The sequence below is a fragment of the Paeniglutamicibacter selenitireducens genome, assembly GCF_051550675.1.
Lineage (GTDB): Bacteria > Actinomycetota > Actinomycetes > Actinomycetales > Micrococcaceae > Paeniglutamicibacter.
Map to the genome: position 1 here is coordinate 328317 of NZ_JBPULF010000003.1, position 21144 is coordinate 349460.

Annotated in this window: 21 protein-coding genes; 18 read left to right on the forward strand and 3 right to left on the reverse strand. The window is 59.2% G+C overall.

Translation table 11 applies throughout. The features are described 5' to 3' along the window. Positions 1-2: 2 nt before the first annotated feature. The 5 genes from leuD to ACSYDW_RS08260 all read left to right on the forward strand — a co-directional run bounded on the left by leuD (position 3) and on the right by ACSYDW_RS08260 (position 5084). Entirely contained in the window at positions 3-605 is a 603-nt protein-coding gene (gene leuD / locus ACSYDW_RS08240; protein ID WP_438338238.1) for a 3-isopropylmalate dehydratase small subunit, read from the forward strand. A gap of 210 nt (positions 606-815) precedes the next feature. Further along, on the forward strand, positions 816-2153 hold the full coding sequence (murA, locus tag ACSYDW_RS08245) for a UDP-N-acetylglucosamine 1-carboxyvinyltransferase (protein ID WP_438338239.1): 1338 nt from the start codon (positions 816-818) through the stop codon (positions 2151-2153). Between the two features lie 10 nt (positions 2154-2163). Next, positions 2164-2931, forward strand: coding sequence for a lysophospholipid acyltransferase family protein (locus ACSYDW_RS08250; protein WP_438338240.1), 768 nt, complete (start codon positions 2164-2166; stop codon positions 2929-2931). Continuing rightward, complete coding sequence (locus ACSYDW_RS08255; RefSeq protein ID WP_438338241.1) at positions 2932-3963, forward strand: NAD(P)H-dependent glycerol-3-phosphate dehydrogenase; 1032 nt, start codon at positions 2932-2934, stop codon at positions 3961-3963. After that, the gene (locus ACSYDW_RS08260; protein ID WP_438338242.1) at positions 3960-5084 is read left to right on the forward strand and encodes a D-alanine--D-alanine ligase family protein; all 1125 of its coding nucleotides are present in this window, start codon (positions 3960-3962) and stop codon (positions 5082-5084) included. Before ACSYDW_RS08255 ends, ACSYDW_RS08260 begins: the two co-directional genes overlap by 4 nt. A 61-nt stretch (positions 5085-5145) precedes the next feature. Here ACSYDW_RS08260 and ACSYDW_RS08265 read toward each other — a convergent pair whose 3' ends face one another. Continuing rightward, positions 5146-5697, reverse strand: coding sequence for a DUF3515 domain-containing protein (locus ACSYDW_RS08265; protein WP_438338243.1), 552 nt, complete (start codon positions 5695-5697; stop codon positions 5146-5148). Between the two features lie 65 nt (positions 5698-5762). On the opposite strand from ACSYDW_RS08265, the gene ACSYDW_RS08270 reads away from it, so the two are divergent. From ACSYDW_RS08270 to rsmD, 4 genes are read left to right on the forward strand one after another with little or no spacing between them, the layout of a single operon-like run. Then, on the forward strand, positions 5763-6806 hold the full coding sequence (locus tag ACSYDW_RS08270; RefSeq protein WP_438338244.1) for an LCP family protein: 1044 nt from the start codon (positions 5763-5765) through the stop codon (positions 6804-6806). A gap of 22 nt (positions 6807-6828) precedes the next feature. Continuing rightward, positions 6829-7791 (forward strand): DAK2 domain-containing protein, encoded by a 963-nt coding sequence (locus ACSYDW_RS08275; RefSeq protein ID WP_438338245.1) that lies wholly within the window; start codon positions 6829-6831, stop codon positions 7789-7791. Then, on the forward strand, positions 7784-9997 hold the full coding sequence (locus ACSYDW_RS08280; RefSeq protein WP_438338246.1) for an ATP-dependent DNA helicase RecG: 2214 nt from the start codon (positions 7784-7786) through the stop codon (positions 9995-9997). The genes ACSYDW_RS08275 and ACSYDW_RS08280 overlap by 8 nt, the downstream gene beginning before the upstream one ends. Positions 9998-10004: 7 nt before the next feature. Beyond that, positions 10005-10604 (forward strand): 16S rRNA (guanine(966)-N(2))-methyltransferase RsmD, encoded by a 600-nt coding sequence (gene rsmD / locus ACSYDW_RS08285; protein ID WP_438338247.1) that lies wholly within the window; start codon positions 10005-10007, stop codon positions 10602-10604. Here the strand turns inward: rsmD and ACSYDW_RS08290 are convergent. Both ACSYDW_RS08290 and ACSYDW_RS08295 read right to left on the reverse strand, forming a co-directional pair. After that, a complete protein-coding gene (locus ACSYDW_RS08290) occupies positions 10566-11345 on the reverse strand; it encodes a spermidine synthase (protein WP_438338248.1) in 780 nt (259 codons plus the stop codon). The two genes, rsmD and ACSYDW_RS08290, sit on opposite strands and share 39 nt — an antisense overlap. Before the next feature lie 2 nt (positions 11346-11347). Continuing rightward, a complete protein-coding gene (locus ACSYDW_RS08295) occupies positions 11348-12559 on the reverse strand; it encodes an aminotransferase class I/II-fold pyridoxal phosphate-dependent enzyme (protein ID WP_438338249.1) in 1212 nt (403 codons plus the stop codon). Positions 12560-12677: 118 nt separating this feature from the next. Here ACSYDW_RS08295 and coaD point away from each other — a divergent pair, with 118 nt between their 5' ends. From coaD to ACSYDW_RS08340, 9 genes are all read left to right on the forward strand, one after another. After that, the gene (gene coaD, locus ACSYDW_RS08300; protein WP_438338385.1) at positions 12678-13148 is read left to right on the forward strand and encodes a pantetheine-phosphate adenylyltransferase; all 471 of its coding nucleotides are present in this window, start codon (positions 12678-12680) and stop codon (positions 13146-13148) included. A gap of 55 nt (positions 13149-13203) precedes the next feature. Further along, positions 13204-14100, forward strand: coding sequence for a UTP--glucose-1-phosphate uridylyltransferase GalU (gene galU / locus ACSYDW_RS08305; protein WP_438338250.1), 897 nt, complete (start codon positions 13204-13206; stop codon positions 14098-14100). 138 nt (positions 14101-14238) lie between these two features. Continuing rightward, positions 14239-15294, forward strand: a complete 1056-nt coding sequence (locus ACSYDW_RS08310; protein ID WP_438338251.1) for an LCP family protein — start codon at positions 14239-14241, stop codon at positions 15292-15294. 137 nt (positions 15295-15431) lie between these two features. Continuing rightward, complete coding sequence (locus tag ACSYDW_RS08315) at positions 15432-16280, forward strand: ABC transporter permease (protein ID WP_438338252.1); 849 nt, start codon at positions 15432-15434, stop codon at positions 16278-16280. After that, positions 16264-17160, forward strand: coding sequence for an ABC transporter ATP-binding protein (locus tag ACSYDW_RS08320; protein ID WP_438338253.1), 897 nt, complete (start codon positions 16264-16266; stop codon positions 17158-17160). Before ACSYDW_RS08315 ends, ACSYDW_RS08320 begins: the two co-directional genes overlap by 17 nt. Positions 17161-17180: 20 nt before the next feature. After that, positions 17181-18200: a glycosyltransferase family 2 protein gene (locus tag ACSYDW_RS08325; RefSeq protein WP_438338254.1), complete on the forward strand. Its 1020-nt coding sequence runs from the start codon at positions 17181-17183 to the stop codon at positions 18198-18200. Continuing rightward, positions 18200-19024: a CDP-alcohol phosphatidyltransferase family protein gene (locus ACSYDW_RS08330; protein WP_438338255.1), complete on the forward strand. Its 825-nt coding sequence runs from the start codon at positions 18200-18202 to the stop codon at positions 19022-19024. The genes ACSYDW_RS08325 and ACSYDW_RS08330 overlap by 1 nt, the downstream gene beginning before the upstream one ends. Before the next feature lie 55 nt (positions 19025-19079). Beyond that, complete coding sequence (locus ACSYDW_RS08335; RefSeq protein ID WP_438338386.1) at positions 19080-19922, forward strand: glycosyltransferase family 2 protein; 843 nt, start codon at positions 19080-19082, stop codon at positions 19920-19922. 55 nt (positions 19923-19977) lie between these two features. Continuing rightward, entirely contained in the window at positions 19978-20439 is a 462-nt protein-coding gene (locus tag ACSYDW_RS08340; RefSeq protein WP_438338256.1) for an FAD synthase family protein, read from the forward strand. The last annotated feature ends 705 nt before the right edge of the window (positions 20440-21144 follow it).

A 21144-nucleotide genomic window follows, 5' to 3' on the forward strand; every position in this document is an offset into this window, starting at 1 on the left:
TCATGGAAAAAATCACCACCCACACCGGTGTCGGCGTTCCGTTGCGGCAGAGCAACGTGGACACCGACCAGATCATTCCGGCCGTGTACCTCAAGCGAATCACCCGCACCGGATTTGAGGACGCACTGTTCGCCGGATGGCGCAAGGACCCGAGCTTCATCCTGAACCGGGAACCGTTTACAACAGGTTCCGTGCTGGTCGCCGGCCCTGACTTTGGCACTGGCTCCTCGCGCGAGCACGCCGTCTGGGCGCTGAAGGATTACGGGTTCAAGGCCGTTCTGTCCTCGCGTTTCGCTGACATCTTCCGTGGCAACTCCGGAAAGCAAGGGTTGGTGGCAGCCGAAGTCGCGCAGAGCGACATCGAATTGATCTGGAAGGAAATCGAGAACCACCCGGGGACCGAAATCACGGTCAACCTTGAAGCCCGCACCGTGACCTGCGGATCAATCATCGCTCCGTTCACGATCGACGACTACACGCGTTGGCGTCTCATGGAAGGGCTGGACGACATCGGCCTGACCCTGCAGCACGAAGATGAGATCACGGTCTTCGAAAAGCAGCGTCCGTCGTTCAAGCCGACCACCCTTCCGGCAAGGTACTCTTAAGTCTTTGCTAACCGCTTAACTGGTATCGCCCGGCGGTGCACGACGCAACTGCTCAGGCCCTGAAACACTAGGGTCGGGCGGCTCGAACCGGCCCAAACGCGACGGGCGTTACAGCTCGCATACAGCCCCCGGCTTTGCCGGGGGCTGTATGCTTACTAAGTCTTACCTTCGGTTTCGAAGGCCAAACAATTTGGTGAGGTTCTTAAGTTCATGGGGAAAGTCCTAACGATTCATGGTGGCGTGCCACTCAAGGGAAAAGTGACCGTGAGAGGCGCCAAGAATTTGGTTCCGAAGGCCATGGTCGCGGCTCTTTTGGCGGATTCCCCCTCGGTTCTCCGCAACGTTCCGGAGATCAAGGACGTCGCGGTGGTGACGAGCCTGCTCAAGATCCACGGTGTCACGGTCATCAAGGACGAAACGACCGGGGACCTGACCATGGACCCGGCTGGCACGAAGACGGCCACCAGCAACGAGATCGACACCCACGCCGGTGATTCGCGCATCCCGATCCTCTTCTGCGGTCCGCTGCTGCACAGCCTGGGCGAGGCGCTTATCCCGAACCTCGGTGGCTGCAAGATCGGCGACCGCCCGATCGACTTCCACCTTGAGGTGCTGCGCAATTTCGGTGCCATCATCGACAAGGCCGGTCCGCTTGGCACGAGCATTCGCGCTCCGCACGGCCTGACCGGCGCAAAGATCTCCCTGCCGTACCCGAGCGTGGGTGCAACCGAGCAGGTCCTGCTGACCGCCGTCCGAGCCAAGGGCACCACTGAACTCGAGAACGCGGCAGTCGAGCCGGAGATCCTCGACCTCATTTCGCTTCTGCAGAAGATGGGCGCCATCATCACGGTCCAGCGCGACCGGGTCATCCGCATCGTCGGCGTGGACCGCCTGTCAGGCTACAACCACAAGGCGCTTCCGGACCGCAACGAATCCGCATCGTGGGCATCGGCAGCCTTGGTCACCAAGGGCGACATCTTCGTCGAGGGTGCGGCCCAGCGCGACCTGACTGCATTCCTCCACACCTACCGCCAAATCGGTGGCGAGTTCGAGGTCCTGGATACGGGCATTCGTTTCTACCACCCGGGCGGCGAATTGAAGCCCCTCATGCTCGAAACCGACGTCCACCCCGGCTTCATGACAGACTGGCAGCAGCCGCTCGTCGTGGCGCTGACCCAGGCCGAAGGCGTATCCATCATCCACGAGACGGTCTACGAGAACCGATTCGGGTTCACCAGCGCCCTGGTGGAAATGGGTGCCCAGGTCCAGCTGCACAGCGAGTGCCTCGGCGCAATTCCTTGCCGCTTCGGACAGCGCAATTTCCAGCACTCGGCGATCATCTCCGGCCCGACCGTGATGAAGGGCGCCGATATCGACATCCCCGACCTGCGCGGCGGTTTCTCGCACCTGATCGCCGCACTCGCGGCCGAAGGAACCAGCCATGTCACCGGTATCGAACTGATCAACCGCGGCTACGAGAAGTTCATGGACAAGCTCACCGATCTCGGTGCGCGAGTCGAACTGAATGAAATCGCCCAGTCCGCATAGGCTGATTTGCATGAATGAATCACGCGGTACCAAAGCCGTGTTTGCCGTAGCCGCGGGAATCGTCCGGCCGGTCATGAACCTGATGATCAGCCGGACTTGGCGGGGCTTTGACAAGCTGCCCGCCGGCGGCTTCATCCTGTGCCCCAACCACGTCACGGAAATCGATCCGCTGGTCGTGGGTCACGCGGTCTACAGCAACAAGCGCTATCCCCGGTACCTGGCCAAGGAATCCTTGTTCAAGGTGCCCGTACTGGGGTTCGTGCTGCGGAAAACCGGGCAGATCCCCGTGGCACGAACGAGTGCCGGGGCATCTGAGTCGCTCATTGCTGCCCGCAAGGTGCTGGACGCCAACGGCGTGATCATCATCTACGCGGAGGGCACGCTGACGCGCGATCCGGAGCTGTGGCCGATGCGAGGCCATACCGGCGCCGCGCGCCTGGCCTTGCAGACCGGCGCCCCGGTGATCCCCATGGGGCACTGGGGCGCGCAGGAACTGTTCCCCCGGTACGCCAAGGGCATCAAGCTGTTCCCGCGCAAGCGCGTCACAGTCAACATCGGGGACCCCGTGGATCTCGATGACCTGCGTGACATTCCCATGACCCGCTCCGTGTTGAACGAGGCAACCGAGCGCATCATGCGTGCGATCGCCGACGACGTGGCCGAACTGCGTGGGGAAAAGGCACCCGAGGTCCTGTGGGATCCGGCCGCGCATGGGCAAGCCATCAAGGGACGAAACTTTGACAGTGGATCCGCGAGCAAAGAGACGAAGGAAAAGTAGATGAAGCCAGCACCTGGAAAGATCGCCGTGATGGGTGCCGGTAGCTGGGGCACCACTTTTGCGAAGGTCCTCGCGGACTCGGGCAGTGAAGCGGGACGTCAGGTGATGGTGTGGGCGCGACGCGAGGAAGTGGCCGTTGAAATCAACACCCGCCACACCAACTCGCGCTACCTGCGTGAAACCCAGCTCCCCGCAAACATTACTTCGTCCTCGGACCCCCGAGAGGTCCTGGCCGGCGCCGAACTCGTCGTGTTGGCCGTTCCAGCGCAGAGCCTCCGTGAGCAGCTGAGGTCGTTCAGGGACTTCATCGAGCCGAACGCCGTGCTCATGTCCTTGATGAAGGGTCTCGAGCGCGACACCGACGCCCGCATGAGCGAAGTGATTTCCGCTGAGGTGGATATTGCCCCCGACCGGATCGCCGTGCTCTCCGGGCCCAACCTTGCCATGGAGATCGCACGGAAGCAGCCAACGGCTTCGGTCGTTGCTTGTGCGGACATCGAGACCGCCACCTGGATTGCGTCTCTCTGCTCCACCGAGTACTTCCGCCCGTACACCAACACCGACCTCATAGGCGTTGAAATCGGTGGTATCGCCAAGAACGTGATTGCCCTGGCCGTGGGTATCTGCGACGGGTTGGGGATGGGCGACAACACCAAATCCTCAATCATTACGCGCGGCCTTGCCGAGACCACTCGTCTGGCGCTGGCCCTGGGCGGCAAATATGAAACGCTATCCGGTCTTGCAGGCCTGGGCGACCTTGTTGCTACCTGCTCTTCGTCGCTCTCAAGAAACAACACAGCAGGGCGCCTGCTTGGGCAGGGCCTGTACCTGGACGAGGTCAACGACCGCATGTCCCAGACGGCCGAAGGCATCAAGTCCGGTCGCGCCGTGCTGGACTTGGCCTTGCGAAACAACGTCGAGGTGCCCATCACCGAAGCCGTCGTCATGGTACTCGAAGGCACCTTAAGCGTTGAAAACATGGGTGCACGACTCCTTGGCCGTGAACTGAAATCCGAAGGGGAACTCCAATGAGTCCGACAAACTCCCGCAAGCCGCGGGTCCTGCTTCTGTTCGGGGGGCGTTCCTCGGAGCACCCGGTGAGCTGCGTGACGGCGGCAGGAGTGCTTGAAGCAATCGACCGCGAAAAATACGATGTGGTCCCTGTCGGCATCACGCGTGAGGGCGCATGGACCTTGGTGGACCAAGATGTTGCCGCATGGTCGCTGGCCGGCAGCGCCAAGCCTGAGGTAACGGCTGGAAGCGAGATCCTGCGCCTGACGGGTGAGCCGGGGAGCCACGAGCTGTTGGCGTCGGCCCCGTCCCATGAAGTCCGCAGCCTGGGTGATATCGACTTGGTCTTCCCGCTGCTTCACGGGCCGTTCGGGGAAGACGGTTCTCTGCAAGGCATGCTCGAGATGGCCGACGTTCCTTATGTTGGTTCGGGCATTGCAGCAAGCGCCATCGGCATGGACAAGCACTTCATGAAGGTGGTGTTCGAAGCGGCCGGATTTGCTGTCGGTCCGTACGTAGTCATCACCGACAAGCAGTGGGGGCGCGACCGTGCTTCAGCCCTGGAGTCGGTCAAGGACCTTGAATACCCCCTCTTCGTGAAGCCGGCCCGGGCAGGCTCCTCAGTCGGTATTTCGCGGGTAGACACCCCCGATGGGCTGGAGGCCGCCATCGAGGAAGCTCGGCTCCACGACCCGAAGGTTGTTGTGGAACAGGGAATCCTCGGTCGTGAAATCGAATGCGGCGTCCTTGAGGGTCGGGGCCATCAGGCGCCTCGGGCGTCAATGCCCGGAGAAATCTCCGTCGCCAACGACGGCCACACATTCTACGACTTTGATGCCAAATACGTCGACGGCGCAGCGGCCCAGCTCAGCTGCCCGGCTGCTTTGTCAGCTGAGGCCACGGACGAGATCCGGGAGCTGGCGGCCAAGGCGTTTGACGCTGTCAACGCCGAGGGCCTTTCACGAGTTGACTTCTTCTACACCGAAGACGGCAACTGGATCATCAACGAGATTAATACCATGCCCGGATTCACACCCTCGAGCATGTACCCGCACATGTGGGCCCAAACGGGAATCGAATACGCGGACCTGATCGACGAGTTGATCTATCTGGGCCTGAACCGCAAGACCGGCCTTCGATAGATAGGGCAAGAATGTGAGGGGGCGGTGCCAATGGCACCGCCCCCGTTCACGTTCGGAGAGGTCAAGGAATGTCTTCGGACTTCGAGACATCCGTGCACTGCCTTTGGGCAGGGATTTTGGAAGCGGCAGTGGCCAGCGAAGCCAGGATGGTGCTCGAAGGAATGACATTTGGGTCAAAGACGAGTTCCGTCGCCGGCGTGCGACCATAGGTCGTCAACGTCCAGCTCCCTTGACCTTCTTTCGCAAGCCAGTCGACACCGTTGACAGTGACACACGGGTCAGTTGATGGCGGAGGAGGGGTGACCCCGCACCGCAGAACAAGCTGCGCAGGGTCTCCCCAGACTGCCGTGGCTTGGCTATTGGTTTGGCGCTTTTGCTGATCGCCGATTTCCGAGGGAAGTATGACCATCATCTCTGCGCAGAGTGGATTGCCTGCATCGTCGGCAGCCTGGACATTGGCAATCGGACTGCAGCCGGTCAGGACTGCGGCCGACGCAAGCGCACCGGCGAGGACTGCCGAAAACCGGAGCTTGGAGGAAGCTGAAACTGAATCCTCGCTGGATAGAGGCTGTGAATTAGGGGCTTTGGGGTTCGAAACTGTCGATCTTGGCACTTAAACAGCCTACCGGTCGTGGGACATGACTAGGATGTAAAGGAGCATTTGGATGAGAGGCATCAATGACGTATCTGCGTGAGTCCTTCGAGGACACCACCCACGAGGAACCGAAGAAGAAACGTACCGGTCGGAAAATCCTGCTGGGAACATTGGCTTTGGTTATGATTGCGCTGTTGGTGGCAGGCGGATACCTCTTCTCTCTCGCTCGTACATTCGACAACGAGACCCAGAAGCTGGACAACGCATTTCCCGAGGAATCTTTGCGACCACAGAAGTCGGGTGAATCCGAGAACTCGGTCAATATCCTCCTTCTCGGCAATGACACGCGTGCCAAAGGCCAGGGCGAAGAGAACTTTGCTGCGCTTCCCAACGGAGGACGCTCCGACACCATGATGCTTGTCCACATCCCGGCGGATCGAAACGGCATCTACGTCACCTCAATCATGCGCGATACCTGGCTGAACATTCCTGGGCACGGCAAGGCCAAGATCAATGCCGCGTTCGCCTACGGAGGGGTTGCGCTTGCCGTCCAAACCCTGGAGGACCTGTTCGATACTCGTATCGACCATGTTGCTTCGATTGATTTTGAAGGATTCAAGGGGCTAACGGATGCCCTGGGCGGTGTGGAAATCAACAACCCGATCGCATTCACCCCGAGTTCGGCCAAGGACGTTCACTTCCCCAAGGGCGTTCAGACACTCAACGGAGACGAGGCGCTGGCCTTCGTGCGCGAGCGGCACTCGTTCGCGGACGGTGACTACCAGCGGGTCCGCAACCAGCAGCTATACATCGAGGCCGTCTTGAATGAGCTGACATCGAAGGACACCTTGACAGACCCGGCAAAAGTCTCCGAAAGCGTCAAGCAGATTGCACCGTACATCGCCGTGGACGAGTCCCTGGATGCCATGAAGGTGGCAAAAATCGCAAGCTCCATGATCGGAATCGGTTCCGGGGACATGACGTTCTTTACGCTTCCCAATAAGGGAACCGGCCGTTCTGCCGACGGCCAGTCCATCGTGGTTCCCGACATGGTTGTCATCGACGAGTTCGCGAAAGCGCTCAACGAGGACAGTGTCGCCCGGTTCGTCACGGACAACGACCTCTAGAGGTCAAGAAATTAGTCACTCCATGAACGTAAAGATCCATGCCAACTCCCAAGCAATGGCCAACTGGCTCGAACGATCGGTCAAGAGCCTCGGGAACCACAGCGATCGACTCAACGCAATCAACATCTTCCCCGTGGCCGACGGGGATACGGGGAGCAACCTATACCTGACCGCACGTGCGGCGCACGATGCAATTTCCAAATTGCAAACCGAAAACATCGGCGAACTCCTGACCATGGCATCCCGAGCCGCCATGGAATCCGCTCGGGGGAACTCCGGAACCCTCCTCGCGGTGTTCCTGGCAGGCATGGCCGAACCGCTGTGCGGGGCCGAACGACTCACAGCTCCGCTCCTGGCAACAGCTTTGGAACGTGGGAAGGTTCGGGCTTGGTCGGCACTGAGTGAACCGGTGAAGGGCACCATGCTTTCGGTGATGGAAGTAGCGGCTGAGGTTGCCCGCTCCACACACCGGGCCAGCCGCCTCGAGCCAGCCAGCAAAGCTGCACTTACCGAGATTCTTGAAGCGATGTGCGTCGCCGCGGAAGACGCCGTCGTAGCCACCGAATCCGAGTTGGGTGTCCTTAACGAGGCAAAGATCGTCGATGCGGGCGCCGTTGGAATGCTCATCATCCTGGATGAACTGCGCGGAGCACTTCAGGGCCACCTATTCGACCCGGATGAGTATGCCCAGTTCCACGGCTACGACATCCAGGATCCGCACATCCATGAGGGCGTATCCACCGGCACTGGCGTGGAAGTGATGTGCACGATCAACCTCGATGCGTTGGGGGCAGCCACATTGCGCGGTCAACTTGATGCCCTGGGCGACTCGGTGATCATGAGCCCGGTCAATCAAACCAACGAGGGATATCGCTGGAGGGTCCACGTCCATGTACCGGCCGCGGAAATTGCCTTGGATGCCATTCGCGGGGTCGGTTCCCCGGTAAACGTATCCGTCACTGATCTTTGCACCCACGATGGATGACCAGGGGTTTGTTGCCACAACTCCGTTGAACCGGACACTTGGTGCCGCCACCGCCAGAAAGATCGAGCAAGCCTTCGGGTACGAGACCGTGGGGCAGTTGTTGGGGCATTTTCCGCGGCGCTACATGGAAGTCGGCGAACTCTCGAACATCTCCGAGCTTCCCATCGGGGAGGATGTCACGATCGTCGCCCAGGTCGAATCCATTACCCAACGCCGAATGCACTCGCGCTCCGGATTCCTCTTGCAGGTTGCGGTACGTGACGCCATGGGGCCGGAGCAGTCGATGCTCAAAATGACATTCTTCAACGGCTACGACGCCAAACGGGACCTGCAGGTCGGGGCAACCGCCATGTTCAGTGGCAAGGTCACGATTTACCAGAACCATCTGGAGCTGACCCATCCGGAATACTCGCTGTTGGATTCGGCAGAGGAAGCCGACCCGAGACCGATCCCGATTTACCCGGCCACCGCCAAATTCCCCAACAAGAAGATCCGCGACGTGATGTCCGTGGTTCTTGCGGGAACGGATGAAGCGGGATTTCCCGAGTTCATTCCCGAACCGGTGCTGAAGCAACAGCGGCTCCCTTCGAGGGCGACGGCCTACACTGAAATACACCGTCCGGAAAGCCTTGCCCAAGGCTATGCGGCGAGGAGGCGCTTTGCGTTCGAGGAGGCCTTCCTCTTGCAGCTGGCACTGGTGCAGCGACGGGCCTACCGGCGTTTGCAGCCTGCGACAGCGCGCACGGGGCGTCCAGACGGCTTGCTGGCGGCGTTCGAGCGCACGCTTCCGTACACCCTCACCGAAGGCCAACTCCAAGCGGGCGACGAGATCGCCGGTGACCTGGTCCGCGGCCACCCGATGAACCGGTTGCTTCAGGGCGAGGTGGGCTCCGGCAAAACCCTTGTGGCGCTGCGGGCAATGCTCCAGGTCATTGATTCGGGCGGACAAACGGCGTTGCTGGCACCGACGGAAGTCCTGGCTCAACAGCACCATCAATCCATCCGCAAGCTCCTGGGGGCCCTCGGACGGCTGGGGGAGCTGGGCGCCGATCCACTGGCCACCAGGGTCGACTTGCTGACAGGGTCCGCGGGCGCCCGTGAGAAGAAGAGAGTTCTCCTGGGGGCTGCATCGGGCGAAACCGGCATCCTGGTCGGCACCCATGCCCTGCTCTCCGACGTGGTGGGCTTTGCCGACCTGGGCCTGGTGGTTGTCGATGAGCAACACCGCTTCGGGGTCGAGCAGCGTGACCTCCTGCGTTCGAAGGCAACAAACCCCCCGCACATGCTGGTCATGACAGCCACGCCCATTCCGCGAACAGTGGCAATGACCGTGTTCGGGGACTTGGAAGTCAGCCTGATGAAGACTCTTCCCCCGGGGCGTGCCCCGATAGCGACGCATCTGGTCCCTCTGCAGGTTGCACGCATGCAGGCCCGGCTATTCTCGAGGATGGCCGAGGAAGTAGCCAAGGGCCACCAGGTCTATGTGGTGTGCCCTCGGATCACCGAGGCCGCCGTCGAGGACGACGCACCGCCGATCCTTGCCGATCACGGAGTGCCCCAAGGCTCGGGCAGCCCTGCGACGGCGAAGCCGGCATCGATGACTGTCGAACGAATGATGGAGATCCTCGCTGCAATGCCCGCCTTCGCGGGCACCGAGATCAGGCAACTTCACGGGCGCATGTCCAGTGAGGAGAAAGCTGCGGCCATGGGTGACTTCGATAGCGGACGCGCCTCCATCCTTGTCTCAACTACTGTCATCGAAGTTGGCGTTGACGTCCACAACGCTACATTGATGGTGATCGTCGACGCCGAGAATTTCGGGATTTCCCAGTTGCATCAGCTTCGGGGGCGCATCGGGCGCGGCCAGTACCCCGGCACGTGCTTGATGACCACGTGGCTGGATGCGGAGCACCCCTCGGTGTCACGGCTGAGAGCCGTGGAATCCACAACGGACGGATTCTTGCTGGCGGAATCGGACCTTCAGGAGCGTCGCGAGGGCGATATCTTGGGGGCAAGCCAGTCTGGATCGCGTTCCACACTCAAGGTCCTGAGGGTCATCAAGGACTCGAGGCTTATTGAGCGAGCGCGGGACGCCGCGGAACAGATCGTCGACTCGGGCCGCGGCCTTGAAGGATATCCGTTGCTGCGCGCTGCGGTCGAGAACTGGGTGGATGAAGACATGCAGGCATTCTTGGAAAGGGGATAGGAAATAAATGAGTCGAATAGTTGCAGGTGCCGCGGGTGGCCTTCCGTTGAAGAGCGTTCCAGGGGATTCCACGCGTCCCACCACGGACAGGGTTAAGGAGGCGCTTTTCTCCAGGCTGGAGAGCTACGACATCCTCGCCGATGCCCGCGTATTGGATCTGTTCGCCGGCTCGGGGTCACTGGGTCTCGAGGCAGCAAGCCGTGGGGCTCGTTCGGTCCTCTTGGTCGAGTTGGCGCCGAAAGCCGTTGCCGTATGTCAGGCGAATGCCGGATTGGTTAACAAGGCACTGCGAAACGACGTGGTGAGCGTCAGGCGCGGTGCCGTGGATACTGTTCTGGATTCGTTCGCGCCGGCCGCGGGTCTGGGTGGGGGCAGGAGCTGGGACCTGGTTTTCATGGATCCGCCCTACCCCATGACGAACGAGGAACTGGCCGCGACGCTTGAAAAGGTAATGCTGCTCCTCGAGGAACACTCAACGGTGGTTGTCGAACGGTCCTCCCGCTCGGCGGAACCCGAGTGGCCGGTCGGGCTCACCCGGTTCGCCGAGAAGAAGTATGGCGAAACCAGGCTATGGTTTGCCGAACCCGTCCAGGTCACTGCCGAATAGGACGGTACAGGGATGGGGGCCGGCAGCGCGGAGCCGCTCAACCAGCCCCAGGTCGATCTTCGACTGGGTGGCCGCCAAGATCATGTTGCCGGGGTACTTTCTGGAGAATATCTCGGTGGGCGCACTCGCCAAAACAGACCGGTAGACCCCAGAGAGGGCACTAATCTGCGTATCGGCAAATGCAAACGGAGGATCATCTCCGACATTGACCAGGACCATGCCGCCCGGTGCGAGAAGGCCGTTCATTTCGGCGTAGAATCCGGGCACCGTGAGGTGCCCTGGCGCGCCCGAGCCGCTGAAGATATCGAGGACGATGACATCGAAGGTGCTGCCTGACAGCTCATGCGTCAACACTTCACGTGCGTCACCGATGAGTGTCGACATGTTCTCCGGCCGCTGCAGTGGGAGCGATTCAAGCACGAAGTCCAGGAGTTCGCGTTCCAGGTCAACGGCTACCTGTGTGCTCCCGGGGCGGACCTCTTCAATGTAGCGGGCGAGTGTCAGTGCGCCGGCCCCGAGGTGGAGCACGCGCAGCGGCGTGCCCGGTCGGTCCACCTCGTCGACGAAGTTTGCCAGTCGCCGCAGGTACTCGTAAAAGATCTCCCCGGGATGCGCGAGGTTGACATGGGACTGTTCGGCGCCAGCAAGGGATAACACCCAGGCGCCTGGAACGAAGGTGTCTTCTTCCAGTGTTGCGTGGGCGCCCAAATTGCTCATCCAACGTGAAACGGGGTTGGTCACGGCTATTGTCCGATCTTGGCGGTCAGTTGAGACAGGCGTTCTGCTGCCTCGGTGAGTACGTCGAGCTTCTTGCAGAACGCGAACCTCATCAGCGACCGGGTTCGTTCAGCGCCCTGCTCGTGGCAAAAGACCGAAAGCGGTATTCCCGCGACGCCAACCGAGGCCGGCATTTTGCGTGCAAGGTCGAGAGCGTTGGAGAATCCCAAGGGCGCAACATCTGCGACGATGAAATACGTGCCCCGCGGCCGGTACACGGTCATGCCTCCGGCTTCGAGCCCACTTGCCAAAACCTCGCTCCGGACCGCCAGGTCATCCGCGAAGCCGGTGAAGAATTCGGCGGGGGAGCCGAGCGCTTCGGCGACCACGGGCTGGAACGCCGTGCCTGAGGAGTATGTGAGGAACTGCTTGACGGTCCGCACTGCGGCCACCAGTTCCGCTGGCCCGCTGGCCCAGCCGACCTTCCAGCCCGTGAACGAAAAGGTCTTGCCGACAGACGAAAGGGTCAGGGTTCGCTCCCACGCCCCGGGCAGGGATGCCACGGGTGTATGGGCGATTCCGAAGGTGAGGTGTTCATAGACTTCGTCCGAAAGGATGAGGCAGTCGTTTTCGGTGGCGAGGGCCACGATTTCAGCCAGCACTTCGCGTTCGAAGACGGCGCCGGTGGGGTTGTGCGGATTGTTCAGCACGATCATCTTCGTGCGCGGGTTGAAGGCTTCCCGAAGTTGGGAAAGATCCGGTTGGAAGGATGGTGCAGCCAAGGCGACCGTTCTATGGATTCCTCCGGCCAGTCCGATCGTCGCCCCGTACGAGTCATAGAACGGTTCGAAGGTTATGACTTCGTCGCCTGGCTGGACGAAGGCCAGGATCGAGGCAGCGATGCCTTCGGTGGCTCCCGTGGTAACTATCACTTCGTCTTCCGGGTTCAGTTTGATCCCGTAGAAGCGCTCCTGGTGTTCCGCAATCGCCTGGCGCAAGGCGGGTATGCCGGCACCCGGCGCGTACTGGTTGCGGTTTCCGGAGATGCCTTGGGCGGCACGTTGCTTCAAGCGTGTTGGCCCGTCGGTGTCGGGGAAACCCTGGCCGAGGTTGATGGCATTGTGCTTTGTTGCGAGTGCGGTGATCTCCTCGAAGATGGTGACTCCGAGCTGGCTGGAATCAGACAAGAGATTGGCACCGGCCGCCGTACGCTGCCATGGCAAGTTGAATGTGGGCATGATCCATTATCCCGATTCCTGGCCTTACTATCGGCACTTGACGAACCGAAACGACACGGACACAACGAGCGGTTGTGGAGACAGCCGCAGGTGGCCCGATTTTGATAGATTGCTGGGTATGCGTAGAGCCGTCTGCCCCGGGTCCTTTGACCCCATCCACAATGGTCATGTTGAGATCATCGCCCGTGCCAGCAGCCTGTTTGACGAGGTGATCGTGGCGGTTTCCACCAACTATGCAAAGAAGTACAGGTTCGAGGCATCCGACCGCCTGGAAATGGTTCAGGAAACGATTGGCGGGCTTCGTGGTGTGAGCGTTCAGCCTATGGGCGACGGCTTGCTCGCGGACTTTTGCCGGGAACAAGGTGCAGATGCAATCGTCAAAGGCTTGCGTTCGACGGTGGATTACCAGTACGAGATCCCCATGGCCGTGATGAATCGCCATCTTACGGGCGTTGAGACGGTCTTCCTGGCTGCCGACAACCGCTACACCCATCTGTCGTCCTCGCTCTTGAAGGAAGTGCAGTCATTGGGAGGAGATGTCTCTGACTATCTGCCGCGTACGGTACTCAAACGCCTGAGGCGCGGGTAATAATGAGGAATTGTCATGTCGTTGTTTGTGCAAATCATGAAGTAAAGTCGAACGCATGAATAATAGCAGGCGTGTAATTAAGGCCGTGATCCCGGCGGCGGGGCTCGGTACCCGGTTCCTCCCAGCCACCAAGGCCATGCCCAAGGAAATGCTTCCCGTCGTGGATCAGCCGGCCATCCAGTACGTTGTTTCCGAGGCCTCGCGGGCAGGACTCACCGACATGCTGATGATCACCGGACGCAACAAGCGTGCTCTTGAAGACCACTTCGACCGCGTGCCATTCATTGAGTCCACGCTCGAAGCCAAGGGCGACATGGAAAAGCTGCGCCGCGTTCAGGAAGCCACAGAACTGGGTGAAATCCATTACATTCGCCAGCGGGACCCCAAGGGACTCGGCCACGCTGTCCTGTGTGCCAAACAGCACGTCGGCAACGAGGCTTTCGCCGTTCTCCTGGGTGACGACCTGATCGACGAGCGCGACGAGCTCCTTTCGACGATGATCGACGTCCAGGAAAAGACCGGGGGGTCTGTCATCGCGTTGATGGAGGTCGACCCGTCGCAGATCAGTGCCTACGGATGCGCGGATGTCACTGCAGTTGACGGCGAAGACTACGTAACGGTCAACGGCCTGGTCGAAAAGCCAGCGGTCGAAGACGCGCCATCAAACCTCGCCGTCATCGGCCGCTATGTGCTTCACCCGCGCGTTTTCTCGGTGTTGGAAGAAACTGAACCGGGTCGAGGCGGTGAAATTCAGCTCACAGACGCACTGGAGACCTTGGCGATTGCCGAAGGCGAAGGAGCTGGTGTCCATGCAGTGGTTTTCCGTGGACGTCGCTATGACACCGGGGACAAGTTGAGCTACATCCAAGCGGTCATATCGCTCGCCGCTGATCGAGAGGATCTGGGCCCCGGGCTTCGACCCTGGCTCAAGGATTTCGTGGCTGGCCTCTAGAATAGAGATTTGTCGGCATGGCTAACCCAGCTTCCTCACAGGGGAGCTGGTTAGCCTTGCTTTGTTTGTGCGATGGTTGCCTATGCAGCTCAATGCTGCCCTGAGCTGGCAATACGCTTTGTCTAATGGAGACCTTGATTGACTGACAATAAGAATTTCCGCGGCGGCTATGAACCCCGTCGGTTGGAAGCGCCGAAGAAGCGCACCGGCTTGGTGGTGTTGGCAATCATTGCTGCGCTGGTGCTCGTCGCGGGTGCAGTCGCTGGCGGGTACATCATGAACCTCGCCAAGACCTTCGACGACAAAACCCAGGTCATTGCCTCGGCATTTCCCGAGGAATCGCTCCGGCCCGTAAAGAACCCGGACGACGGTTCGCTCAACTTCCTGTTGCTGGGTGTCGACCATGGTGCTGACGGAACGTCGACCTCGGACATGTTGTCCGGAGGAGGTACCGATCAGCGTTCCGACTCCATGATGCTGATGCATATCCCTGAGGACCGTAAAGGCGTCTACGTGATGTCGATCATGCGCGACCTGTGGACGGACATCCCCGGGCACGGAACACAGAAGATCAACGCCGCGATGTCGCTGGGTGGAGTTCCGCTGACCGTGCAAACAATCGAAGGCATGCTCGATACGAAGATCGACCACGTGGCCATGATCGATTTCAACGGATTCAAAGAGCTCTCCACGGCCCTGGGTGGGGTGAAGGTGAAGAATGACATTGAGTTCTATTCGACGGACAAGTACAAGTATCACTACCCGGTTGGCGAGATCACCCTTGAGGGCAACGAAGCCTTGCGGTTCGTGCGCGAACGCAAACCATTCGTCGATGGTGACTACCAGCGCGTGCGGAACCAGCAGAAGTTCATCAAGGCCGTCATTAGCGAAATGCTCTCCAAGGACACCCTGACGAATCCTGCCACCATCTATGAAGTGATCGACACGGTTTCGCCGTATCTTTCCTTTGACGACGGGTTCGATGCGGCCACCGCGGCAGGCCTGGGACTCCAGCTCAAGGACCTACGCGCCTCGAATGTAGAGATGTTCACTCTGCCCACTGCAGGAACCGGAACGTCGCCGGACGGGCAATCCATCGTTGTTCGCGATGAGGTGGCGATGGCTCAGATCAGCAAAGCCTTGAAGTCGGACACCATGAGCGAGTACCTGGAGAAGTCGACCCCTGCTCCCTAGCACTTTGCATTCCTATCGGTGCGCTGGGACGGGAAACCTTGGCAAGGTTTGAGCGCCCGCGCCATCTACTAGACTTGGAAGCGTCTGCCTCAAACGGTTGGACCTACTTATCAGCAATTTATGAGGTATAGAGACAGATGACAGCTGCCGAATTTGCGGAGCAGCACAACCTTCACCGGGTTGGTGCACGTCCGAGTCTGGGGAGCTATCTAAAGCAAGCCTGGGCTCGACGGGACTTTGCCTACGAGCTCGCGCGTAGCCGGATCCAGGCTACGAATCAGCAAAACCGTCTGGGAATGCTCTGGGTCGTATTGCGTCCGACTCTCAACGCCCTGATGTACGGTGCGATCTTTGGCATCCTTCAGGGTGGAAACAAGCCTGCAGATTTCCCTGTGTTCGTCGTCATCGGCGTCTTCCTCTTTGAGTTCTTTGCAGATTCAATGGGCCAGGGCGCGAAATCAATTACGGGCAATGCCTCGTTGGTGCAGTCGTTGGCTTTCCCGCGAATCACGTTGCCTATCGCCACGGTGCTTCAGCAGTTTCTGACCTTGATGCCAATGCTTGGCGTCATGTTCATCTACTGCATGATTCTTGGAACGACGCCCAAATGGTCCTGGTTCATGCTGCTGCCGTTGCTAGTCATTTTCACCTTGTTCAACACGGGCATCGCTCTGATCTGCGCCAGAATCACCGTTCATGTTCGGGACTTCACCCAGTTCATTCCGCTGATCACCCGCATGCTTATGTACACTTCCGGTGTTCTCTTCAGTGTCGACAAGCTATTGAAATCTATGCCGATCCTGGAGACATTGTTTGATTTCCACCCTATTTACCAGGCTCTCCAGATTGCCCGTGGTTCGATCATGAACAACGTGGAATATCCGGCATTCTATTGGCTCGTCTTGTCCGCTTGGGCAATCGTCGCGTTCGTCGGCGGAGTCGTATACTTCTGGACTGCTGAGGAGCGTTATGGTCGAGTCAACTAATTTCGATGATCTGATCAATCCAAGGATGAATACGGCCAATCGGCCAGATACGGTGGCTGCGACCAGCGACTTGAACCTGTCTTCGAAAAGCCAGGAATTGCCCGCAACGACACCTGAATCCCCATTCGTGCAGCAGGAGCCGGGCCGTCGACCCGTCGTGGTTGTAGACGACTTGCATGTCAAATACCAGGTGTATTCAAGTGGAAAGTCGGTTGGTGCGGCAGGCGCACGACGCCTTTTGGCCCCGTCCACACGCGGTGTCCGGGAAGTGCACGCAGTCAAGGGCGTTTCGTTCGTCGCCTATGAAAACGAATCCATTGGTGTTATCGGGTCCAACGGTTCGGGTAAGTCAACCTTGATGCGAAGCATCGTGGGGTTGACGCCTCCCGCCTCCGGCTCGGTCTATGCTTCATCGCGCCCGAACCTCTTGGGAGTCGGGGCAGCGCTGATTTCGGACTTGTCGGGGGACAAAAACATCACCCTGGGAGGCTTGGCTCTGGGGTATTCCCGCAAGGAGGTCGACTCCCTCCGTGAAGAGATCATTAAATTTGCAGAGCTTGAGGAATTCATCGACTTGCCGATGCGAACCTACAGCTCTGGCATGTCTGCGCGTCTGAAGTTTGCCATCGCGGCGTCCAAACAGCATGAAATCCTCATCGTCGATGAAGCGCTGGCGGTAGGTGATGCCCGATTCCGCAAACGCAGTGAGGCAAAGATCAGGGAAATCAGGGAAAACGCTGGAACCGTGTTCCTTGTTTCCCACTCCATGAACTCGATTCTCGATACATGCAATCGCGTTATCTGGATCAACAAGGGCGTACTCCAGATGGACGGCGATGCCAAGACCGTGGTGGACGCATACAAGGCCAGCAAGAAGTGACCGCTGTACAGACTCCCGGCGTGTCATACGTCATGCCCGTCCTGAACGAAGCCGACTATTTGCGTGCTGCGGTTCAGAGCATTCTGGGTCAAGATTACGCCGGCGAAAAAGAAATGATCCTGGCGCTGGGTCCGAGCGTCGACAACACGGCCGAGGTCGCTGCAGAACTGGCGGCTGAAGACTCCCGAGTCCGTTTGGTCGAAAATCCGAAGGGTCGCACACCCATCGGCTTGAATCTGGCGATCAAGGCCTCGAAGCACCCCATTGTCATCCGGGTTGATGCACACAGCGAACTGGAGCCGTCGTACACAGCCCGAGGCATCGAGACGATGTACCGCGTCGATGCGCACGACGTCGGTGGCCTGATGGATGCCAGGGGTAGAACGCCGCTGCAGCGTTCAATCGCTGCTGCCTACCACTCCCCATGGGGCCTGGGCGGTGCCGCCTACCATAGCGGGGCCCCAGAGGGCCCAGCCGAATCCGCCTATCTTGGCATCTTCCGTCGCGAAGTGTTCGACGAGGTCGGGTTCTACGACGAGTCCCTTTGGAGGGCCCAGGATTGGGAGCTTTGCCTCAGGATCCGCCAAGCCGGTCACAAGGTGTGGTTCGACCCGGAACTGAGAACGGGTTACTACCCCAGAGACCAGTTCGAATCGCTGGCCGCCCAATCGTATGCGTCTGGAGTCTGGCGAGGAGAACTTGCCCGCCGATACCCCGACGGGAAGTCACTGCGACATGATTTGCCGCCGTTGATGGTGGCGGGCACTGTGGCGGGTTCTTTGGCCCTGATAGTTGAACCGCTCCTGGGGCACAAGACCAAGCCGGTGGTCCGGTTGGCATGGAATCTTGCGAAGCTTGCACCGATCGCGTATGCGGGATTGGTTGTCTATGCGTCGGCGACCGCAGAGCGTGCCTCGATGAAGGAAAAATTGCTGATGCTCAGGGTCCTACCTACGATCCACTTCCCGTGGGCGATTGGGTTTGTCAAGGGCCGTCTCAAAGGTGCTCAGGGCACCCTGGACAAGGGGAGAGTTCGTTAATGACTGAGAATTCGTCCCCTCGCCCCAAGAATCCGTCGCTGGATCAGCTGCGGGCAGTTTGCCAGCCTCCCGAGGTACGTGCGCGTCGGAACGCCGAGCACTGGACCGCGGAGCTCTATCTCCGGCATGTCTCGATCTATTTGACCGCGATGCTTGTACGTACTCGCATCAGCGCCAACGGCGTCACTGGGCTCATGATTCTCGCTGGTTGGCTAATGTCCGCTGCCTTGTTGATTCCGGGTGTCTGGGGTCCGCTCCTCGCTGTCGTACTGTCGCAGGTTCAGTTGTACTTCGACTGCAGCGATGGTGAAGTCGCGCGTTGGCGTGGGACCCAGTCACCCAGGGGTATCTTCATCGACATGGTCGGCCACCACACCACGGAAGCCCTCATCCCGATCGCCTTGGGATACCGGGTGTTCCGCGACCTCCAACAGGGCGCGGAGTCGGCCGAGGCTTGGCCGACGTTGTTTATCGCCGCGGTTCTATCTGTCCTGCTGGTGCTGAACCGTTCTCAAAGCCTGATGGTGCATGCTGCTCGCAGCATGGCTGGACTGGGCAAGTTGCCGGACACCGCGGAGGCGCGATCAGTGGCTCCCGAAAGTCTTGTCGGCAAGCTTCGGTCCGCCGCCAGGTTCCTGCCATTTCATAAGATGCTTCACGCCGTCGAGCTGAGCTTGCTTATTCTCCTTATGTCGATTGTGTCCTTGCTGGTGGGCACGCCGGGAATCGCCGAAAAGTGGATGATATGGATCCTGCTTCCCGCAGTGTTCTTCGTCAACATCGGCCATTTCGTGGCAAGCATGGCCTCTTCCAGGCTGCGGTGATCCACGAATGATTGATAGGGAGAAGCTGCCCACTGTTGGTGTCGTTGTCCTGACCATGGGCAACAGACCCATTGAATTGGGACGGGCCTTGAACAGCCTCCTTGGCCAACGAAACGTGCTCCTTGACGTGGTTGTGGTTGGGAATGGCTGGGATCCAATGGGGTTGCCGGAGGGTGTGCGCGGTCACCATCTTGAATCCAATATCGGGATCCCCGCTGGACGTAACGCGGGTGTCCCATTGGTTTCGGGGGAGTTCTTGTGCTTCCTTGACGATGATTCCTGGTTCCTGGACGATGACTTCTTGGAAGACGCTGTTTCACGATTCTCCAAGTACCCCAAGATGGGATTGTTGCAGCCCAGGATTACTGACCCGGAACGATCCGACGATCCGACGCGTTGGATTCCCAGACTCAACAAACGAACCGCCTTGGAATCAAGTCGGGTATTCCACGTTGGCGAGACATGTTTGGTGATGCCACGTACAATATTCGACCAGACAGGAGGATGGGCAGGCGGTTTCTGGTATGCGCACGAGGGCATTGAACTTGCTTGGCGTGTATGGGATACCGGACATCACGTTTGGTATGCGGGAGACATGCGTATCGGGCACCCTGTCATTGATCAACGCCGGCATGAAGAGTTCTTCAGACTCAATGCTCGAAACCGAGTTTGGTTGGCTCGAAGGAATCTCAGGTGGCCATTTACGTGGGCATACGTCACCAGCTGGGGTCTCTTGGAATGCATTCGACTCCGGAAAGAACACGGTGCGGTCAACAAGTACATGAGCGGCTGGCTGGCTGGCTGGCGAGACAGCCCATGGTATGCCGCCCCTAGGCCCAAACTCAAGTGGTCAACTCATTTCCGGATGTTGATGGCTGGCCGGCCACCTGTAATCTAGATCCGACTGTTCCGGGCACGTGTAGTGTCTTGGATTAACTGCATTGGAGAGCGCCATGGGAAAAACAGTACTGACATACGGCACATTCGATTTGTTCCACATTGGGCACCTCAATATCCTCAAACGCTTGAAAGAAAGCGGAGACCGACTCATCGTGGGGGTATCGACCGATGAGTTCAACGCAATTAAAGGCAAGAAGCCGATTGTCCCCTTTGAACAGCGTATCGAAATCGTGAGGGCTATCCAGTATGTGGATGAAGCCATCCCGGAGGACAACTGGGACCAGAAACGCTTGGACATCGCCAAGTATGACGTTGATGTCTTTGGCATCGGAGAGGACTGGAAGGGCAAATTCGACGATCTCGGGGACAAGGTCGAAGTGATCTACCTTCCCCGCACCTCGGGTATCTCGACGACCGAGCTCAAGCGCGTCCTGAGTGCGTTCGACGAGCGACATGTCGCCAAGCTCAAAGACACCTTGGACAGCCTGAGCCAGATCGTTAAGGAACTTAGCTGAGACCGTCCCGCCCGTTTCTCCGCTGTCAATCCAGTTCCACTGACCAAATTCGGTTTTTCAGTATGTGAGGAATCTAGGCCGTCGCTCGTGAAGAGTTGGCGTAACCAATTTCGGCAGGTGGTGTATCGTAGATCCAATCGTCTGGGTACCCGTTCAAGTCACATCGAGGATCGTGAGCGACACGCGCCTTAGTTGTCGTTGGAACATGCATCGAACGGCGACCCGAGCTGACGACAACTTTCGTGCATGCTTCGTCCCTACCGTTCCAGGCCATGATAGTCGCTGTTTTACGCCGAGGTTCTCTACATGAACTCCGTTCTTGGCTCTTGGTGCGGTGTTAAGGACCGTTGTGATCGGCAGCAAAAACTCCCACCAAAAACTCCATAATTGCGAGACAACAATCCGTCTGTCGGCAGAAATATCCTGACTCTTGGGCGTTTTTGTGACTGGATTGTCTGCCTTCGATTTTCGGCGCTTGTACGAGTAGGCGGCCTCAACAGGCTTGTAGGTCGGAGCATCCGGACTATGCGCGGCACACGGGGCTACAACGACTGTGCAAGTACCGATGCTTTACCTTTGACCCTTACGTTTGTCGGCTGTAGTAGTTCAGCCAAAAAAGCAATGGCAGCAATTCCCTGGCCGACGTGAGCGCTCGTACGAGCCTTCGACGAGATTCTGCCGTCGCCCGGTTCGCGCGGAGAACCG